Annotated in this window: 16 protein-coding genes and 1 riboswitch; of the genes, 1 reads left to right on the plus strand and 15 read right to left on the minus strand. The window is 70.9% G+C overall.

The window, feature by feature from the left end; genetic code table 11:
- Positions 1–6 precede the first annotated feature (6 nt).
- Positions 7–1,098: an amidohydrolase family protein gene (locus ACQEVY_RS36690; RefSeq protein WP_432953854.1), complete on the plus strand. Its 1,092-nt coding sequence runs from the start codon at positions 7–9 to the stop codon at positions 1,096–1,098.
- Here the strand turns inward: ACQEVY_RS36690 and cobC are convergent.
- From cobC to ACQEVY_RS36765, 15 genes are all read right to left on the minus strand, one after another.
- Entirely contained in the window at positions 1,095–2,198 is a 1,104-nt protein-coding gene (cobC, locus tag ACQEVY_RS36695; RefSeq protein WP_432953855.1) for an Rv2231c family pyridoxal phosphate-dependent protein CobC, read from the minus strand. The two genes, ACQEVY_RS36690 and cobC, sit on opposite strands and share 4 nt — an antisense overlap.
- Positions 2,188–3,126 carry a sirohydrochlorin chelatase gene (locus ACQEVY_RS36700; protein ID WP_432953857.1) on the minus strand — a complete coding sequence of 313 codons (939 nt, stop codon included), beginning with the start codon at positions 3,124–3,126 and terminating at the stop codon, positions 2,188–2,190. The genes cobC and ACQEVY_RS36700 overlap by 11 nt, the downstream gene beginning before the upstream one ends.
- Positions 3,123–3,803, minus strand: coding sequence for a precorrin-8X methylmutase (locus ACQEVY_RS36705; RefSeq protein ID WP_432955593.1), 681 nt, complete (start codon positions 3,801–3,803; stop codon positions 3,123–3,125). Before ACQEVY_RS36705 ends, ACQEVY_RS36700 begins: the two co-directional genes overlap by 4 nt.
- 23 nt (positions 3,804–3,826) lie before the next feature.
- Positions 3,827–5,536: a precorrin-3B C(17)-methyltransferase gene (gene cobJ, locus ACQEVY_RS36710; RefSeq protein ID WP_432953859.1), complete on the minus strand. Its 1,710-nt coding sequence runs from the start codon at positions 5,534–5,536 to the stop codon at positions 3,827–3,829.
- On the minus strand, positions 5,533–6,798 hold the full coding sequence (gene cbiE, locus ACQEVY_RS36715) for a precorrin-6y C5,15-methyltransferase (decarboxylating) subunit CbiE (protein ID WP_432955595.1): 1,266 nt from the start codon (positions 6,796–6,798) through the stop codon (positions 5,533–5,535). The genes cobJ and cbiE overlap by 4 nt, the downstream gene beginning before the upstream one ends.
- A gap of 8 nt (positions 6,799–6,806) precedes the next feature.
- Positions 6,807–7,625, minus strand: coding sequence for a precorrin-4 C(11)-methyltransferase (gene cobM / locus ACQEVY_RS36720; protein WP_432953861.1), 819 nt, complete (start codon positions 7,623–7,625; stop codon positions 6,807–6,809).
- A gap of 398 nt (positions 7,626–8,023) precedes the next feature.
- Positions 8,024–8,755, minus strand: coding sequence for a precorrin-2 C(20)-methyltransferase (gene cobI, locus ACQEVY_RS36725; protein ID WP_432953863.1), 732 nt, complete (start codon positions 8,753–8,755; stop codon positions 8,024–8,026).
- Positions 8,752–10,200 (minus strand): cobyrinate a,c-diamide synthase, encoded by a 1,449-nt coding sequence (locus tag ACQEVY_RS36730; protein WP_432953865.1) that lies wholly within the window; start codon positions 10,198–10,200, stop codon positions 8,752–8,754. The genes cobI and ACQEVY_RS36730 overlap by 4 nt, the downstream gene beginning before the upstream one ends.
- The gene (gene cobO / locus ACQEVY_RS36735) at positions 10,200–10,799 is read right to left on the minus strand and encodes a cob(I)yrinic acid a,c-diamide adenosyltransferase (protein WP_432953866.1); all 600 of its coding nucleotides are present in this window, start codon (positions 10,797–10,799) and stop codon (positions 10,200–10,202) included. The genes ACQEVY_RS36730 and cobO overlap by 1 nt, the downstream gene beginning before the upstream one ends.
- On the minus strand, positions 10,799–12,823 hold the full coding sequence (locus ACQEVY_RS36740) for a putative cobaltochelatase (RefSeq protein ID WP_432953867.1): 2,025 nt from the start codon (positions 12,821–12,823) through the stop codon (positions 10,799–10,801). Before ACQEVY_RS36740 ends, cobO begins: the two co-directional genes overlap by 1 nt.
- 169 nt (positions 12,824–12,992) lie before the next feature.
- The gene (gene cobN / locus ACQEVY_RS36745; protein WP_432953868.1) at positions 12,993–16,646 is read right to left on the minus strand and encodes a cobaltochelatase subunit CobN; all 3,654 of its coding nucleotides are present in this window, start codon (positions 16,644–16,646) and stop codon (positions 12,993–12,995) included.
- Positions 16,643–18,154, minus strand: coding sequence for a cobyric acid synthase (locus tag ACQEVY_RS36750; protein WP_432953869.1), 1,512 nt, complete (start codon positions 18,152–18,154; stop codon positions 16,643–16,645). The genes cobN and ACQEVY_RS36750 overlap by 4 nt, the downstream gene beginning before the upstream one ends.
- On the minus strand, positions 18,151–19,122 hold the full coding sequence (locus tag ACQEVY_RS36755; protein WP_432953870.1) for a cobalamin biosynthesis protein: 972 nt from the start codon (positions 19,120–19,122) through the stop codon (positions 18,151–18,153). The genes ACQEVY_RS36750 and ACQEVY_RS36755 overlap by 4 nt, the downstream gene beginning before the upstream one ends.
- A gap of 20 nt (positions 19,123–19,142) precedes the next feature.
- Entirely contained in the window at positions 19,143–19,265 is a 123-nt protein-coding gene (locus ACQEVY_RS36760) for a hypothetical protein (RefSeq protein ID WP_432953871.1), read from the minus strand.
- Positions 19,266–19,283: 18 nt separating this feature from the next.
- Positions 19,284–19,427, minus strand: a riboswitch (cobalamin riboswitch).
- Between the two features lie 92 nt (positions 19,428–19,519).
- On the minus strand, positions 19,520–19,741 hold the full coding sequence (locus ACQEVY_RS36765) for a hypothetical protein (protein ID WP_432953872.1): 222 nt from the start codon (positions 19,739–19,741) through the stop codon (positions 19,520–19,522).

The following is a 19,741-nucleotide window of genomic DNA, read 5'->3' on the forward strand; positions in this document are numbered from 1 at the left end:
CACACCATGAGCGATCGCGCGGTGCTGCACGTGAAGGGGCGGGTGCTCGTCGGCCCCGACGACGTCCGGGACGAACTCTGGGTGATCGACGGCAGGATCTCGTACGAGCGTCCCGTCGGCGCCCGTGATGTCCGTACCGTCCAGGGCTGGGCCCTCCCCGGCCTCGTCGACGCGCACTGCCATGTCGGGCTCGACACCCACGGCCCCGTACCGGCCGACGTCGCCGAGAAGCAGGCCCTGACCGACCGCGACGCCGGCGCCCTCCTCATCCGGGACGCCGGTTCGCCCTCCGACACCCGCTGGATCGACGACCGCGACGACCTCCCGAAGATCATCCGGGCCGGCCGCCACATCGCCCGCACCCGCCGCTACATCCGCAACTACGCATGGGAGATCGAACCCGACGACCTCGTCACATACGTAGCCCAAGAGGCCCGGCGCGGTGACGGCTGGGTCAAGCTGGTGGGCGACTGGATCGACCGCGGAACGGGCGACCTGAGCGCCTGCTGGCCGCGCGGCGCGGTCGAGGCGGCCATCGCCGAGGCCCACCGCCTCGGTGCGCGCGTCACCGCCCACTGCTTCGCCAAGGACTCCCTGCGGGACCTGGTCGAGTCCGGCATCGACTGCATCGAGCACGCCACGGGCCTGACCGAGGACCTCATCCCCCTCTTCGCTGAACGCGGCGTCGCCATCGTCCCCACCCTCGTCAACATCGCCACGTTCCCGAGCCTCGCCGCCGGCGCCGAGTCCAAGTACCCGCGCTGGTCCGCCCATATGCGACGACTCCACGAGCGCCGCTACGACACCGTGCGCTCCGCATACGACGCGGGCATCCCGGTGTACGTCGGCACCGACGCCGGCGGTTCACTCGCGCACGGGCTGGTGGCCGGGGAGGTGGCGGAACTGGTGAACGCCGGGATCCCTCCGGTCGAGGCGCTGTCGGCCACGACGTGGGGCGCGCGAGCGTGGCTGGGGCGGCCCGGCCTGGAGGAGGGGGCGGCCGCGGACCTCGTGGTGTACGACGGGGATCCTCGGGCGGATGTACGGGTGCTGGCCGCTCCGCGGAGGGTTGTGCTGAACGGGAAGGTGGTTGGTTAGCGGGTGCTTTCGCCCCCGTGGCCCGCCAGCGTCATCGCCCGGTCCAGCGCCTGCAGGAAGCCGTTGACCGTCGTCCGGTCCCGGACCGCCAGCCGTAGCCAGTCCTCGCCCAGACCCGGGAACGTGTCCCCGCGGCGCACTGCGTAGCCGAGGGTGCGCAGGTGGTGGCGTACGGCCGTCGCGCGGGGGAGTCGTACGAGGACGAAGGGGCCCTCGGCGGGCTCGGTCACGGACAGGCCGTCGGGGGCGAACTCCTTGAGTCCGGCGACCAGATGGGCTCGGTCGGCGGTGACGCGGTGGGCCGCTTCGGCCGCCTCCGTCAGTGCGCGCGGGGACATGCAGGCCTCGGCCGCGGCGAGGGCCGGCGTGGAGACCGGCCAGAGGGGTTGCGCCCGTTCCAGGGCGGAGATCACCTCCGGGGACGCGAGCACGTAGCCGATACGGAGACCTGCCAGCCCCCACGTCTTTGTGAGGCTGCGCAGCACCACCAGGCCGGGGACCTCCGTCCGACCGGCAAGTGCCTCGCGTTCACCCGGCACCGCGTCCATGAACGCCTCGTCGACCACCAACGTCCGTCCCGGGCGGGCGAGTTCGACGATCGACGCCGCCGGGTGGAGGACGGACGTCGGATTGGTCGGGTTGCCGATCACCACCAGGTCCGCGTCCTCGGGGACGGCCGAGGGGGCGAGGCGGAAGCCGTCCTCCGGGCGCAGCAGGACCCGGTCCACCGTGTGGCCGGCGTCCCGCAGCGCCGCCTCCGGCTCGGTGAACTGGGGGTGCACCACCACCGGCTTGCGTACCTTCAGCGCGCGGGCGAGCAGCACGAAGGCCTCCGCCGCGCCCGCCGTGAGGAGTACGTGCTCGACAGGGAGTCCGTGCCGGGCGGCCACCGCCGCACGCGCGGCCCGGCCGTCCGGGTAGGCGGCCAAGCCGGTCAGCGACTCGGCGATACGGTCGCGCAGCCACGTCGGTGGGGTGTCGGCGCGGACGTTCACCGCGAGGTCCACGAGGGCCGAGCCGTCGTCTCGTACCTCGGCGTCACCGTGGTGACGGAGGTCGTGCGCCCGGTTCTCCGGTCCCTCGGTTCTCTCAGTGCGCATGGGAGTGTGCGTGCCCGTGGTTCCCGTGGTGGTGATCACCGTGGTGATGATCGTCGTCGTCCGGGTGGAAGTGCGGCTGCTGCGGCATGCCCACCTTGTCCTCGAAGCCGGGCAGCGCGATGCGGTAGACGCAGGAGTCGCAGTTCATCCGGATGTCGCCGGCCACGGCTTCCCGGTAGCGTTCCATCACCAGGTCCAGCAACTCCGGCTCCGGGCCGATGACTTCGGCGGACCGTACCTCGATCTCCGGGTGTGCCGCCGCCCAGCCCTCGGTCTGCAGCCGCACCCGGTCCGGCAGGATGCCGGTGAACAGGAAGTAGGGGAGTACGACGATCCGGCGGGCGCCCAGCCGCACGCAGCGATCGAGGCCTGACGGCACATCCGGGGCCGCCAGCGACACGAACGCCGTCTCCACACCCGCGTACCCGCGTCCCTCCCACAACAGCCGCGCCGCTTTGTGGACCTCCGCGTTGGCGTCCGGGTCGGTCGAGCCACGGCCGACGAGGAGGACGGTCACATCCGCCCGGTCGAAGGGCGTGCGCGCCGTGGCCCCGAGCGCTTCGTCGAGCCGTCGCTCGAGCACGGTGAGCAGCGCGGGGTGCGGGCCGAGCGGGCGCCCGTACGTGTACGAGATCCCCGGGTGCCGTTCCTTCTCACGGGCCAGCGCCGCCGGAATGTCGCCCTTGGCGTGCCCGGCGGACACGAGCATCAGCGGGACGGCGGCGAAACGGCGTACCCCTCGCTCGACCAACTCCGTCACGGCGTCACCGAGCGGCGGCGGGGACAGTTCGATGAAGCCGCCCGCGACGGGGAGTTCGGGGGTGCGGCGGCCCAACTCCCGCACGAAGTCACGGAAGGCCTCGGCGCCCACGTCGTCCCGGGTGCCGTGTCCGGCGATGAGCAGGGCGGGCGGCTGGGACGTGGTCACGGTTTCTCCTTCAGGGGCGCGGAGGCCTCGGATACGGGGTGTTTGGAAACGGGGGGTGCAGGGTGAGTCGGGTGTACGGGGTGCGATGGGGGTACGGGGTGATACAGCAGGGCGTTCAGTGCCGCCGCGGCGACCGCCGAACCGCCCTTCTCGGAGACGTTGCTGACGGCGGGCAGCCCGCTCTCGCGCAACGCGGCCTTGGACTCGGCCGCGCCGACGAAGCCGACGGGCAGACCGATGACGAGCGCCGGAGCGGCGTCCAGCGTCAGCAGCTCCTCCAGCGCGGTCGGAGCGCAGCCGATCACCCAGAGCGCACCGGGTCCGACCTGCTCGTACGCGAGCCGGATCGCATGCGCCGAACGGGTCAGTCCGGGCCCGGACTTGGCGTCCTTCAGCCGGCACACGGTCTCGCGCCGGGTGATGCCCGCCGCGACCATCTCCACGTCCACCACGACGGGCGCCCCGTCGTGCAGCGCGGCATGGGCCTTCTCCAGCGCGGCCTCGTCCATGACGAGATCGTCCGCGTACGCGAGGTCGGCCGCCGAGTGGATCACTCGCTCCACCACGGCGCGCGTGAGCGGCGGGAAGTGCGAGGTGTCGAGCCGGGCGCGCAGCCGCCGGAAGGACTCCTCCTCGATGGGGTGCACGACGCGGGGCTCCGGGAACACCCGGCTCACTCTGTCCTCTCGGTCCACTCGGTTCACTGGGGTTCCTCCTGCCAGCGGTAGCCGCGCGGCGTGACCATCCGGCCCGCGATCTCACGGGTCGCCGTGTTGCCGACCGTCACGACCGTCATCATGTCGACGGTGGCCGGGTCGAGTTCGGCGAGTGTGGTGAGGCGGCTGGACTCGTCCGGGCGCGAGGCGTTGCGTACGACACCGACGGGCGTCGTCGGCTTCCGGTGCGCGGCGAGGAGTGCCAGCGCCTTGGGCAGCTGCCAATCGCGGCCCCGGCTACGGGGGTTGTAGAACGTCACCACGATGTCCGCCTCCGCGGCCGCCCGTACCCGACGCTCGATGATCTCCCACGGCGTGTGCAGGTCGGACAGGCTGATCGACACGTGGTCATGGCCGAGCGGCGCCCCCAGGATGGCTCCGGCCGCGAGCGCGGCGGTCACTCCCGGCACTCCGACCACGTCGATGTCGTCGGACGCCTCCGCGAGCGCGGGCGAGGCCATCGCGTACACGCCCGCGTCCCCGCTGCCGATGAGCGCGACGGCGTGACCAAGTCGGGCTTCCGCCACGGCGGTTCGAGCTCGTTCCTCCTCCGCGCCGAGTCCGGATTCCAGGATGCGGGTGCCGGGGCGGAGGAGGCCGCGGATCTGGTCGACGTACTGGTCGAGGCCGACGAGGACGGAGGCGCGGCGCAGTTCGTCCTTGGCGCGGGGGGTGAGGAGGTCGCGTGCGCCGGGGCCGAGGCCGACGACGGCGAGTCGGCCGCGGGACGGATGGCGTACGACGGCACAGGTCGCCATCGCGGGAAGTGGCGGCTGTCCCGGTTTTTCGGGCCGTCCGGTCGACTTCCGCTTGGGTACGAGGAGTTCGCCGCCCCGTGCGAGGGCGGCGGCCTCGGCCACGGAGGGCGTACCGACGGCCGCGAGAGGGGCGTCCGACGGGTTCGGGACGGCTACGGCCGCCAACTCCTCGGCGGAGTAGGTGAGAAGGGGGACGCCGAGGCGGGCGGCTGCCTCTACGAGGCCGGGCTCGTCGGCCTTGGCGTCGACGGTGGCGAGTTCGGCGACGGACTGCGCGGAGAGGCCGGCGTCGCGCAGGGCGCCCTTGATGTTCTCCAGCACCTCGTCCACGGGCGCGCCCTTGGAAGCGCCGACGCCGATGACGAGGGACGGAGGTCGGAGGACGACTTCGTGTGCGGAGGGCTCGGCCAGGCGATCGCTGACGCGGATCGTGTACTGGCCCGTGGGGGACAGGGGAAGCGGTGGCAGGGGCCACGGCACCTCCGGGTCGAGGGCGACGGGCTCGCCGTCCAGCAGAGCCCGCGTCACCGCGGCGACGTCCCCCTCGACCGGGAAGCCGAGCGTGTCGAGGCCGGGCAGACCGACCGCGTCCGTCGCCGTGGTCACGACGGGCTGCGCGCCGAGCAACTCGCCCACGGCTTGGGCGAGTTCATTGGCGCCGCCCTCGTGCCCGCCGACGAGGGACACCGCGAACCGTGCGCCCTCGTCGACACACACGATCCCGGGATCGGACGCCTTGTCCTCCAACAGGGGCGCGACGAGCCGGACCACGGCCCCCGTCGCGAGGAAGCAGACCAGCTGCTCGCACTCCGCGAAGGCCCGCCGTATGGCATCGCCCACCGGACCCTCGTACACCCGCGTGCGATCCGGCCAGGCCGCGGCCACCCGTTCACGGGCCCGGGCACCCGCCGCCGTCGCCGAAATCAGGCCGATCACTGAGTAGCTCCCTCGGTACGCGCCGGGGGCCGTACGCCCCACAGCAGAAAGACGGGATTGGTCGCCGCGAGCCGGGTCACGTCCCCGGGCAGCGGCGCGAGCCGGGACGACTGCAGGAGCAGGCCGTCACAGGTGAACCCGGCGGCCAGCAGCGCCTCACGCGCCGCCGGAACCCGGTCCAGCGCGGCCATGGCGACCACGATCGCCCGCGGTGCGCGGTGTGCGCAGGCCGTCACGATCGCGGGCAGCTCACGGCCGCCGCCGCCGATGAACACGGCGTCGGGGGCGGGGAGTTCGGAGAGTACGGCGGGGGCGACGCCCTGCACGACGGCCACGTCTACGCCGTGCGCGGCGGCGTTGGCGCGTACGCGCTCCACTCCGTCCGCGCTCTTCTCAACGGCGGTCACAGCGGCCCCGAGCCGCGCGCACTCCACGGCGACCGAGCCGGAGCCCGCGCCGATGTCCCAGACGTGGTCGCCGAGCCGCGGCCCGAGCCGGGCCAGGGCGAGGGCCCGTACCTCGAACTTGCTGATCATCGAGTCGCGGTACGTGAACTCGGTCTCGTCCAGGGCCCATTGGGTGGGCCTGGGGGACGGTCCGGCGATGGTGGTGGGTGCGGGGGAGGTGGCGCGGGACTCGTCGAGGCAGAGGACGACGTTGACTGCGGGGCCCCAGTTGCGGGTGGCGGCTTCGGCGGGGGTGACTCGTTCGAGGTGCTCGTCGGGGCCGCCTAGGGACGAGGCCACGATGAGGATGCGTTCGCTTGAGGGCGAGTGTGAGTGCAGGGCTGTGCCCAGCTCTGCCGGTCCGGCGCCCGGGCCGGTCAGTATCGCTACCTTCGGGTGGGCTCGGCAGACGTTCACCGCGGTGTGTGGGTCGCGGCCGTGGGCGCTCACCACGATTGCGTCGTCCCAGGTCAGGCCCAGTCGGGCGAAGGCTGTGGCGATGGATGAGACGGCGGGGCGTACGTCCAGGGCTTCGGCGCCGAAGCGGTCGGCCAGGGCTCGTACGATGCCGAAGAAGCCGGGGTCTCCCGAGGCCAGTACGACGATGCGCTGGTGATCCGCCGGCTTCGCCATCGCCTGGTCGATCGCGTCGAGGGCGGGGGGCAGCGGACCGAGGACGATTGGTTCCGCCGTGTCCGGGAGGCGGGCCGCCGCCAGGTGGCGACGGGCGCCCACGACGAGTGTCGCCGCGGCCAACTCGGCCTCGGCGTCCGGAGGAAGGGGCGCCCCCGTTCCCGTACCGATGACTCTGATCACGGGTCTGATCATGGTGTGGCACCTCGGGTACGCAATGCCTTACGTGCCTCGGGGTCCGCCTTGCGGAAGCCGTGGAAGTGGCCCGGGTGGTAGAGGTGCGAGCGGGTGCCGTGCGCGTCGAGGGCCGGGCCGACCAGGAACAGCGTGTGCTTCCACAGTTTGTGCTCCTTGACGGTTTCCTCCAGCGTGCCGATCGTGCACTTCACGATCAGTTCCTCGGGCCAGGTCGCCTGGTACGCGACCACGACCGGCGTCGTCGTCGGGTAGCCGCCCTCCAGGAGTTCCCGTACGAGTTGGCCGCTGCGAGCCGCTGACAGGAACAGCGCCATGGTGGTGCCGTGGCGGGCGAACTCGCGTACCTCCTCGCCCGGCGGCATGGGCGTCTTGCCGCCGCCGAGGCGGGTGAGGATCACGGACTGGGCGATCTCGGGGATGGTCAGCTCGCGCCCAGCCAGGGCGGCGACGGCTGAGAAGGCGGAGACGCCGGGGATGATCTCGGTTTCGATGCCGATGCTTTGGCACCGGTCGAGCTGTTCCTGGGTGCCGCCCCATAGCGCCGGGTCGCCGGAGTGGATGCGGGCCACCTTGAGGCCGTTCGCTGCGGCTCGTTCGTACACGGCGACTACGTCCTCGAGGGACATGGTCGCCGAGTCGAGGATCTCGGCGCCCTCGTGTGCGTGCTCCAGGACCTCCTCCTGCACGAGGCTGGCTGCCCAGATGACGATGTCGGCCTCGGCGATCGCTTTCGCGGCGCGGAAGGTGAGCAGGTCGGCTGCGCCGGGCCCGGCGCCTACGAAGGTCACCTTGGGGGTGGGGGCGTCGGGCATGGGGTTCCTCTCGTGCGGGTGGGGATGTGGTGCGGGGTGGTGGCCTGCGGCGCCTTTTCCCCAGCCCCGCCCCTTCCCGAAACTGGGGGCTCCGCCCCCAGACCCCCGATCGGCCTGAACGGCCTTGTCCTCAAACGCCGGACGGGCTGGTTGTGGCTGGGGTGCGTGGGTGTGTGCGGGTGGGTGGGTGTCAGTCGGCCTTGCGGCCTCGTCCCCAGACGCCGGACGGGCTGGTTGTGCCAGGGGCGGGTGGGAATGTGCGCGTGAGTGGGCGTCAGCCGGCCCTGCGGCCTTGTCCTCAAGTGCCGGACAGGCTGAAGGTGCCTGGGGTGCGTCGGTGGGTTTCGGCCTTGTGGGCTCGTCCTTCGACGCCGGGCGGGCTGGGAGTGGCTGACCGGTCATAGCTTTCCGCCGCGTTTGCCGTGGCGTTGGGACGGGGCGATGAGGGTGGAGAGGTAGGGCAGAGGAGTGCCGTCCAGGTCGGACGCGGGGCTGATCGACTCTTCGGGGAGGCCCAGTGCCGAACCCCATACCGCGTCATCGAGCCGCCCGGTTTCCCGTAGCGCTGCGGCCACTTCCTCCGCCAGGCGGCCGAACTTGTACGCCACCACCGTTCCCGGGCCGCTCAGCGCGTCCTTCAGCACTGCGGCGCCGGCCGTGACGGGGACCAGCGTGAGCGGCTCGGTGCCCTCGGTCAGTACGGCACCGGAGCGGGCCGCGAGATCCTGCATCGCGGTGATGCCGGGCACCGTTTCCACGACCGTGCCCGGGACCAACTCCTCGATGGTCTGCGCGAGATACGTGAACGTGGAGTACACGTTCGGGTCGCCGATGGTCGCGAAGGCGACCGAGGGGTGGGTGCGTAGCAACTCGGCCACCCGCGCACCGGCCGCATCCCAGGCGGCCTCCCGCCGCCCACGGTCCGACCGCTCGTTGAGCGCGAACACGACCCGTACGACCTTGTCCTCGGGCACGTAGTGCAGCACGGTGGCCTCGGCGCGCCCGCGCTCACCCGTCTCCATCACGGGAACGACGACCACGTCCGCCGCGCGGAGAGCATTGACCCCCTTGACCGTCACGAGCTCCGGGTCCCCGGGTCCCACTCCGACTCCGATCAGCCTGCTGCTCATGACGTCCGGCACCTCTCCACGAACCGACGGGCGACGCCGGGTGCGGACGCCCAGTGCGTGTGCACGTAACTCGCGTGCACACCTTGTTGTACGAAACCCTCGACCCGCCGCTGAGGAGCATGGAGCCCCCAGGCGGGAGCCGCCCCCGCGCCCGGCTCGACGACGGTCCGGTGAAACTCGTGCCCACGCATCCGCGTCCCGGCCGCCGCGAGCACGCTGTCGCTCACAGCCACGGCCTCCCGATACCCGAGCGTCAACCGCTCGTCCATACGGGCAGCCGCGTCCAGCACGCCGCACATCGGCTGACCGTCGAGCTCACGGGAGAGGTAGAGGAGCCCGGCACACTCGGCGGCGACGGGAGCGCCACTGAAGGCGAGTTCGGCGATGGCTTTGCGCAGGGGCTCGTTGGCGGACAACTCGGAGGCATACACCTCCGGGAACCCGCCTCCGATGACCAACCCCGCCGTTTCATCCGGCAATTGCTCGTCATGGAGCGGGTCGAAGGTGACAACTTCGGCTCCGGCGGCGGCAAGCAGCTCGGCATGCTCGGCGTAGGAGAAGGTGAAGGCGGGCCCGCCGGCGATGGCGACAAGGGGTGCACCACTCAGCCCGTCCGGCGTTTGAGGACGAGGCCGTTCAGGCCGATACGGGGGCCTGGGGGCGGAGCCCTCAGTTTCGGGAAGGGGCGGGGTTGGGGAAATGGCGCCGCAGGCCACCACCTCAGCCGGATCCCACGCCGCACCCGACAACGCAGGCGCACTCCGCGCCAGCGCAATCAGCGCGTCCAGATCGCACCCGTCACGCACCCGAGAGGCCATGACGCCAACCGCCTCAACAGCCTCCGCCCGCCGCTCGGCAACAGGCACAAGACCAAGGTGCCGAGAAGGAGTCCCCACGTCCCCAGCCCGCCGCAAGACGCCAAGTACAGGAACCCCGGACTCGTCCAACGCCTCCCGCAACATCACCTCATGCCGCTCGGACCCGACCTTGTTGAGAATCACCCCGGCAACCCGCACCTCGGGATCCCAGGAAGCAAACCCATGCACCAACGCAGCCACCGACCGAGCCTGCGAAGACGCATCCACGACCAACACCACCGGCGCCCGCAACAACTTCGCCACATGAGCGGTGGACGCCAACTCCCCCTCCCCGGCGGCCCCGTCGTACAGCCCCATCACACCCTCGACAACGGCGACATCACACCCCCGCGCACCGTGCGCGAACAACGGAGCCACCAACTCCGCCCCACACAGATACGCATCGAGATTCCGCCCCACCCGCCCGGCGGCAAGCGCGTGATACCCGGGATCGATGTAGTCGGGCCCCACCTTGTGCGGAGACACGGCAAGCCCCCGCGAGGCGAACGCCGCCATCAGCCCCGTAGCAACAGTGGTCTTGCCGCTGCCGGAAGACGGCGCGGCAATGACCAGCCGAGGAACGGACATCACCACTCGATGCCCCTCTGGCCCTTCTGACCGGCGTCCATCGGATGCTTGACCTTGGACATGTCGGTGACGAGATCGGCGAAGTCGACGAGCTTCTCGGGCGCGTTCCGCCCGGTGATCACGACATGCTGCGTCCCCGGCCGATCCCGAAGCACGGCGATGACCTCGTCGACATCGACCCACCCCCAGTGCATGAGGTACGCGAACTCATCGAGGACATACAGCTTGTACGTTTCGGCGGCCAGGTCCCGCTTGACCTGCTCCCACCCCTCGCGGGCCTTCTCCTCGTTGTCCATCTGGGAGTCGCGCTGCACCCAGGACCAGCCCTCACCCATCTTGTGCCAGTCGACGGACCCGCCCTCGCCAGAGGCACCGAGGACCCTGAGCGCGTTCTCCTCGCCGACCTTCCACTTCGCCGACTTCACGAACTGGAACACCCCGATCGGCCACCCCTGATTCCAGGCCCGCAACGCGAGCCCGAACGCGGCGGTGGACTTGCCCTTGCCGATCCCCGTATGCACGACGACGAGCGGACGATTCCTCCGCTGACGAGTCGTCAACCCGTCATCCGGTACGACACTCGGTTGCCCCTGCGGCATTACGCGGCCCTCCTGCCGTTGCCCCTACTGCCCTGAACATCCCTGACGAGCCCGGCGATCGAGTCGGCGCGCAGCTCGTCCAAGGTCACTGCGGTAGCGCCGAGTTCACCGGCGAGCTGCCCGGCAAGACCGAGCCGTACCGGCCCCGACTCGCAGTCCACGACCACGGACGCGACCCCATCCGCCGCGAACAGCCGCGCCGCGCGCCCGGCCAGCGCCACTGGATCCGGCCCACCCGTGGCCCGCCCGTCCGTCACCACGACGACGAGCGGACGCCGCGCGGGATCCCTGAGCCGTTCCACCCGAAGCACCTCATGGGCCCTCAACAACCCCGCGGCCAACGGCGTCCGCCCACCCGTCGGCAACGACTCCAGCCGAGCCGCCGCCGCGTCCACCGACGAAGTCGGCGGCAACGCGACCTCGGCGTCCTTCCCTCGGAAGGTCACCAGCCCCACCTTGTCCCGCCGCTGATACGCGTCGAGCAGCAGCGACAGCACCGCCCCCTTCACGGCGCTCATGCGCTGCTGGGCGGCCATGGAGCCGGAGGCGTCGACGACGAACAGAACGAGGTTCCCCTCGCGGCCCTCCCGGGTCGCCTGCCGCAGATCGTCGCGCCGTACGACGAGCCCGGGCCCCGACCGCCCGCGCGCCCGCTGGTGCGGGGCCGCGGCCTGCACGGTCGCCGCCAAGTGCAGCTTGGTCAGCGCCCCTTGGGGCCGCCGGGCCCCGGTGGTCCGCCCGTGCTCGGTCCGCGCCCGGGACCGCCGCCCGGCAGCACCCTCGCCGAGCCCGGGCACGCTCAGCATCTTGGTACGAAAAGGCTCGGCAGCTCGTACGGGAGACTGCTCACCGCCACCGGGAGCGGCAGACGCCTCCCCCTCGCCCTCCGAGGGCTCGCTCTGCGCCGGAACATCACCGGCAGGCGAGTCATTCCCGTCCGGCCCGTCCTGCGGCGGCTGCCCGCCACCGCCGGGCCCGTCCGGATCCGGATCCTCGTCGCCGCCGTCGCCCTCGCCGCCGAACTCCTCCAGGGTTTCGTCGAGCTTGTCTTCGTCGAGTCCGGGCGCGTCGAAGGGCGACCGGCGCCGACGGTGAGGCAAGGCGAGCAGTGCGGCCTGCCGGACGTCCTCCGCGAGTACGTCGGTGCGGCCTGCCCACGCGGCCAGCGCGGTCGCCGTCCGGGCCATCACGATGTCGGCGCGCATCCCGTCCACTTCGAAAGCGCTGCACGTAGCCGCGATCTGCCGCAACGCCCCGTCGCCGAGCCGTACGGACGGCAACAGCTCACGCGCCGCCACGATCCGAGCTCGCACGGAGGCCTCCTCCTCGGCCCACCGCGCGGCGAAACCCTCCGGATCGTCGTCGTAGGCGAGCCGCCGCCGTACGACCTCCACCCGCTGTTCCGGCTCACGCGAGGCGGCGACCTCCACGGTCAGCCCAAAACGATCGAGAAGCTGAGGCCTGAGCTCACCCTCCTCAGGGTTCATGGTTCCGACGAGCAGGAACCGCGCGGCATGTCGTACGGAGACACCCTCGCGTTCGACGTACGAGGCACCCATCGCGGCCGCGTCCAGCAGCAGGTCGACGAGGTGGTCGTGCAGCAAATTCACCTCGTCGACGTACAGAATCCCGCGATGCGCGTCGGCGAGCAGCCCGGGCTCAAAAGCCTTCACACCCTCCGCGAGCGCCCGCTCAATGTCGAGGGCACCGACGAGCCGGTCCTCGGACGCGCCGACCGGCAGCTCGACCATTCGGGCCGGACGGGACGTACCCGGACCCGCCTCGTGCGGCCCGTCCGGGCAGGCCGGATCGGGAGCGGTGGGCGTGCACGAGAACCGGCACCCGGCGACGACAGCCACCTGGGGCATAAGCGCGGAAAGGGCACGCACGGCCGTGGACTTGGCGGTTCCTTTTTCCCCGCGCACCAGGACTCCGCCCACTGCTGGACTGACTGCGTTGAGGAGCAGCGCCAAACGCAGGTCGTTCTGCCCAACCAGGGCAGAGAAGGGATACGGCGTGCTCACGCGGTGATCACTCCTTCGGGTGACTCATGAGAAAGCGGCTCGCGGTCCGGTCGCTGGCCGGTCAGGGTGAAGGCCTGGTCCCCGCCGACGCGGGGGTGGTCCTGGATTACGCCTACGGCGTTGCGGGAACGCCAGGTTGTCCCCGCCGACGCGGGGGTTCCCAGGGAGATCACTCGTCTCCCTCCAGATCGCCCTCGAGCTCGAGGTAGGTCTGCCGGAGCCGGTCCAGGGTTTCCTGGTCCGGCTCCGCCCAAAGGCCCCGGTCCGCAGCCTCCAGCAGGCGCTCGGTAATACCCCTCAGCGCCCAGGGATTGGACTTCCGCATGAAGTCTTGGTTGTCCGGCGAGAACACGTATTCACTCGCCAACTTCTCGTACATCCAGTCGTCGACCACGCCAGCCGTCGCGTCGTACCCGAAGAGGTAGTCGACGGTCGCCGCCATCTCGAAGGCTCCCTTGTAGCCGTGCCTGCGCATGGCCGCCATCCAGCGCGGATTGACCACCCGGGCCCGGAAAACCCGGTGGGTCTCCTCGCCGAGAGTCCTTGTCTTCACCTGATCCGGAGTCGCCGAATCCCCCACATACGCCTCAGGACTGGCCCCCGTCAGATGCCGCACCATCGCGACCATCCCGCCGTGGTACTGGAAATAGTCGTCCGCGTCGACAAGATCATGTTCTCTGGTGTCGACGTTCTTCGCCGCCACCGCGATCCGCTTGAACGCCGTCTCCATGTCCCCGCGCGCCGCCCGCCCGTCGAGCCCGCGACCGTAGGCATAGCCGCCCCAGACGGCGTACACCTCGGCCAAGTCCGCATCCGACCGCCAGTTGCGGGCGTCGATGAGCGGGAGCAGCCCGGCGCCGTACGCGCCCGGCTTCGAGCCGAAGATACGGGCCGTCGCGCGCCGCCGGTCACCGTGCTCTGCGGTGTCCGCGTCGGCGTGGGCGCGTACGTAGTTCTGATCGGCAGGCTCGTCCAGTTCGGCAATCGCCCGAACCGCATCGTCAATCAGCCCCACCACATGCGGAAACGCGTCCCGGAAGAACCCGGAGATACGAACCGTGACGTCAATCCGCGGCCGCCCCAGTTCCTCCACCGGAACCACCTCGAACCCCGTCACCCGCCGCGACGCGTCGTCCCACACGGGCCGACACCCCAGCAGCGCCAGGATCTCGGCGATGTCGTCGCCCTGTGTACGCATCGCGGACGTGCCCCACACCGTCAGCCCGACGGACTTCGGGTACTCCCCGGTGTCGGCCAGATACCTCTGCACCAGCGAGTCCGCGAGCGACTGCCCGACCTCCCAACTCAACCTGGATGGAATGGCCTTGGGATCGACGGAATAGAAGTTCCGGCCGGTCGGCAGGACATTCACGAGCCCACGCGTCGGCGAACCCGACGGTCCCGCCGGGACGTAACCGCCGTCCAGGGCCCGCAGGATGTGATCGATCTCGTCCGTCGTACGGGCGAGACGCGGCACGACCTCCCTACACGCGAACTCCAACACCGCCACAGCATCCGGGAGTTCGTTAGCGACAACCTCGCGCACAAGCCCGGGAACCGCCGCGACGTCCCACCCGCGCTCCTCCATACCCTCCGCGACCCGGCGGCAAAGGATCTCCAAGAGGTCGACCGCGTCCGAAGCCGTACGCGACGGTCCCTCGACCAGGTCCGTCAGCTCGACCGGCACCTTCAACGGCGCTCCCGGCTCCGCGAGCAACTCCTTCTCGATCAGCCCGAAATGAGAGGCGAACGAGGCGCGCAGGCCCGGCAGCGCGTTCGCCGCGCCGCCCCACACCTGTGAGGCCCGCAGCACGGCCAGTACGAGATTGACGCGCGCCTCGCCCTCCGGACCGCCGCCCAGGATGTGCAGCCCGTCGCGGATCTGCACGTCCTTGATCTCGCACAGATAGCCGTCGATGTGCATGACGAACTCGTCGAACGCGTCGTCGTCCGGCTGATCGTCCACATGCAGGTCGTGGTGCAACTCGGCGGCCTTGACCAGCGTCCAGATCTGCGCGCGCACCGCCGGCGCCTTCGTCGGGTCCAGGTCGGACACCAGGGCGTACTCGTCGAGGAGTTGCTCCAGTTTCGCCAGGTCCCCGTACGTGTCCGCGCGTGCCATCGGCGGGACCAGGTGGTCGACGACCGTGGCGTGGCCGCGGCGCTTGGCCTGGGTGCCCTCGCCGGGGTCGTTGACGATGAAGGGGTAGATCAGCGGAAGGTCGCCGAGCACCGCGTCCGGTGCGCAACCCCCGCTCAGCCCAAGCCCCTTGCCCGGCAGCCACTCCATGGTGCCGTGCTTGCCCATGTGCACGATCGCGTCGGCGCCGAAGGAGAGTTCCAGCCAGCGGTACGCGGCCATGTAGTGGTGCGACGGCGGCATGTCCGGGTCGTGGTAGATCGCGATCGGGTTCTCGCCGAAGCCGCGGGGCGGCTGGATCATGACCACGACGTTCCCGAACTGGAGGGAGGCCAGCACGATGTCGTCCCCGTCGACGTACAACGACCCCGGCGGCTCGCCCCATGCCTCCAGCATCCCCTCCCGCAGCGCGGGGTCGAGCTTGTCGAACCAGGCCTGGTAGTCGGCGAGAGGTACGCGCGCCGGCGCGGCGGCCAGCTGATCCTCCGTCAACCACTCGACGTCGTGACCGCCCGCCTCGATGAGCCGGTGGATCAACTCGTCGCCGCCCGACGGGTATCCGCTCACCCCGTACCCGGCCTCCCGCAGGGCATCCAGAACCCGTACCGCCGAGGCGGGCGTGTCCAGCCCCACCGCGTTCCCGACCCGCGAGTGCTTCGTCGGGTAGGCGGTGAAGACGAGCGCGAGCCGCTTCTCTGCATTCGGCTTGTGCTTCAACTGCGCGTGCCGTACGGCGATTCCGGCCACCCGCCCGGCCCGCTCGGGATCGGCAACGTACACCGGCACGTCGTCCGGCCCCTGCTCCTTGAACGAGAACGGGACCGTGACGATCCGTCCGTCGAACTCCGGGATCGCGACCTGCATCGCCGCGTCCATGGGGGAGAGGGCGGCATCGGACTCATCCCACGCCTGCTTCGAAGACGTCAGGCAAAGCCCTTGCAGCACAGGGATGTTGAGGTCGGCCAGCGCCCCGATGTCCCAGGCCTCCTCGTCCCCGCCCGCCGACGCCTGCGAGGCGTGTGTGCCGCCGGCCGCGAGCACGGTCGCGACCAGGGCATCCGCACGCCCGAGGATCTCGTACAGCCCGGCATCCGCGCCGCGCAGCGAACCGCAGTACACGGGAAGGGCGTTGGCGCCCCGCGCCTCGATCGCGTCGCACAGGGTGTCCACGAAGGCCGTGTTGCCGGAGAGTTCGTGTGCCCGGTAGAAGAGCACGCCAACCGTGGGGCGGCCCTCCACGCGCGTACGTTCCCCATGGACCCCGTACTCGGGCATCTTCCGGGGCTCCTCGAAGCCCTCGCCCGTGAGCAGCACGGTGTCGGAGAGGAAGCGCGCCAGCTCGGCGAGGTTTCCGGGGCCGCCTTCGACGAGGTACCGCAGCGCCTCCGCCACAACACCGGCCGGTACCGACGACTCGGCCATCAACTCCGCGTCGGGGACGGCTTCTCCGCCGAGCAGGACCGTCGGGATCCCGGATGCCTTCAACGCCGCGAGCCCGTCCTCCCAGGCGCGTTTGCCACCCAGCAGGCGTACGACGGCGATGTCCGCGCCCTCGACGAGCGCGGGCAACTCCTCCGCCACATCCACCCGGGTCGGATTGCCGATCCGGTACGAGGCGCCGGAAGCGGCACGGGCCGCCAGCAGATCCGTATCGGCGGTCGACAACAACAGCACTGTGCTCATACGGGCGCTCCCGGTGGAATGAAGGGCAGTCCTGAGGGCGCGCCCGACTCGATGAGCCGCCATAGCGCGTCCGTGTCCGCGTGGTTCTCGATCAGATCGCCGAGCCGGTCCAGCTGCTCCTCGCGCAGCGCGGCGAACGACGTGTCGGCGGCCGGTACGAAACGGCGGCCCGCGGCGGCCGCCACCTCGCGAAGGAAGGCCCGCCGGAAACCGTCCGACTCCAGCGAGCCATGCCAGTGCGTGCCCCAGACCTCGCCGACCCGGCAGCCGTCCAAGAAGGGTTCGCCGCCCTCGACTTCGGCGACCCCGTGGTGGATCTCGTACCCCTCGACGTACGCGCCGAGCGCCTCGCCGACGGGCCGCGTGAGGGTCTTCTCGCGCGCGAACCGCACCCGTACGGGGAGCAGTCCGAGCCCGTCGACCTGGCCCGCGCGCGACTCCACCTCGTCCTCGATGTGCTCGCCGAGGATCTGGAAGCCGCCGCAGATGCCGAGGACGGGGCGTCCTTCGACGGCCCGCCGCTTCAGCGCGTCGGCAAGTCCCCGTTCGCGCAACCACTCCAGGGCGCGCACTGTCCCGCGGGTCCCCGGAATCACCACCAGATCCGCGTCGGCCAACTCCTCGGGGCGGTCCACGAACCGCACCACGATGCCCGGTTCGGTGGCCAGCGCGTCCACATCGGTGAAGTTGGACATGAGAGGGATCGCGCAGACGGCGACCCGTAGGACGTCCTCCCCGATGGGCGGAGCGACCGCGGATTCGCGGACGGCGCCTCGCAGCGACACCGCCATCCCGTCCTCCTCGTCGATACCGAGGCCGTGCTGGAAGGGAAGCACGCCGTACGTCGAGCGCCCGGTGAGGCCATGCAACATGTCCAACCCCGGCTCCAGCAGCGAGACATCGCCGCGGAACTTGTTGACCAGGAACCCGGCGACGAGTTCCTGATCCTCCTGAGACAGCAGAGCGACCGTCCCGAAGAACGACGCGAAGACCCCGCCACGGTCGATGTCACCGACCACCAGCACAGGGAGCCGGGCGTTCCTGGCGATCCCCATGTTCACGATGTCGGTCCGCCGCAGATTGATCTCGGCGGGACTGCCCGCCCCTTCACAGATCACCGCGTCATACGTGCCCCGCAACTCGGCCAGACACTCCAGCACGGTCCCGAGGAGCTGCTCCTGACGCCCGCCGTGGTAGCCGCGGGCACTCAACTCGCCCACCGGTTTGCCCATCAGCACGACCTGACTGCTGCGGTCGCTGCCGGGCTTCAGCAGTACGGGGTTCATGAGCGCCGTCGGCTCGACGCGTGCGGCCTGTGCCTGCATGGCCTGCGCGCGACCGATCTCGGCGCCTTCGCGCGTGACGAACGAATTGAGCGACATGTTCTGCGCCTTGAAGGGCGCGACCTTGACGCCCTGGCGCACCAGCCACCGGCAGATCCCGGCCGTCACGACGCTCTTGCCGGCGTCGGAAGTCGTCCCGGCGACCAGCAGCCCACCGCCGCTCATGACGTACGCCCCTTTGCGATGAGCTGACCGGTGAGGAGCCGTCTCATGACGATCCGCCCGGCGACCGTCGCACCGAGCGCGAGCCAGCCCACACGCCGCGAGAGCCGTACGGCCCGCTCGATGTCGTCGACCTGGACGGCCCGCCCCTCGCCGTTGAGCACCGGCCGGTGCTCAACTCGCCCGCCGTACGACAGCGTTCCGCCGAGGCGTACGCCCAACGCCCCAGCGAACGAGGCCTCGACAGGCCCGGCGTTGGGGCTCGGGTGCTGGGCGGCGTCGGTGCGCCAGGCGCGTACGGCCCCGCGTGGATCGCTGCCCGCGACGGTTGTGAGTGCGGCGGTCAGCCGGGCGCCGGGCCAGCCCGCCACGTCGTCGAGCCGTGCCGAAGCCCAGCCGAAACGCCGGTACTTGGCCGACTTGTGCCCGACCATGGCATCCAGCGTGTTGACGGCCCGGAAGCCGACGAGCCCCGGCACACCCGCCACGGACCCCCACACCAGCGCGCCGACCACCGCGTCCGAGGTGTTCTCGGCGACGGACTCGACGACAGCCCGGGCGATCCCGTCGGCGTCCAGCGCCTGCGGGTCCCGTCCGCACAGGTGCGGCAGCCGCTGCCGGGCCGTCTCGATGTCCCCGGCGGTCAGTGCCTGGCCGATGGCCCGGGCCTCGCGGCCCAGCGAAGTCCCGCCGACCACGGCCCAGGTGGCGGCGGCGGTCAGCGCGATCGAGGCGGTACGGGACGTACGTACGGAGGTGGCGGCGAGGGCCGCGAGCGATACGGCACCGCCGGCGCATACGGCGGTGTGCAGCGCGCCCCACCCGCGGTGGTCCCGCCACAACACCCGTTCCACGGCGCCCGCGGTCCGGCCGAACGCGGCGACCGGATGTCCACGGCGCGGATCGCCGAGGAGGTGGTCACCGAGGAGGCCGGCGGCGGCGCCGTACGCGAAAACGCGATCGGCACGCATGGGGTCAGCCTGTCGCTACGTCAGGCAGAACCCTCGGGGTCCTCGAAACCCTCGTACTCGGCGAAACCCTCGTACTCGGCGAAACCCTCGTACTCGGCAAACTGATCCGCAACAGGCAGCCGCGCATGGCGATATGTCCTCACTCAGGGTGTCCGCGCCCTGGTTCGACGAGACCGACGGCGAGAGTTCCTGGCTCCCGGGGAGTTGCCTCCCCGGTGACAGTGGCGGGACCGCGCCGGACTCACACCGGCTTCCTCTTCTGCCGCCGTACTTGGCTCGGGCAGTCCACCACGCCCACGAACAGCCGTCAACTTGCCGCTGACCTGCGACGGGAGAGTGTGCGAAGGCCCACACAGACGTGTGGGCCGACGGACGTGGGCGGGTGGGGTGTTGGGCGTCAGGCCACGATCAGGTAGATGCCGTACGCGACCGCCGCCGCGCACGCCGTGAAGCAGGCGTACGCGCCGGTCGTCGCCAGGAGCGCGGAGTTGCCCTGTGCGGAGGCCGATTCGCGTCGGGAGAGGCCGGCGATGCCGAGGGTGAACGCGCCCACGAGGGCGACGGTGACGATGAGGCTGACTCCGAAGACGGAGCCGAGGGCTGCCCAGTCGATGTGCAT

The organism is Streptomyces sp. CA-288835, assembly GCF_050936385.1.
GTDB lineage: Bacteria > Actinomycetota > Actinomycetes > Streptomycetales > Streptomycetaceae > Streptomyces.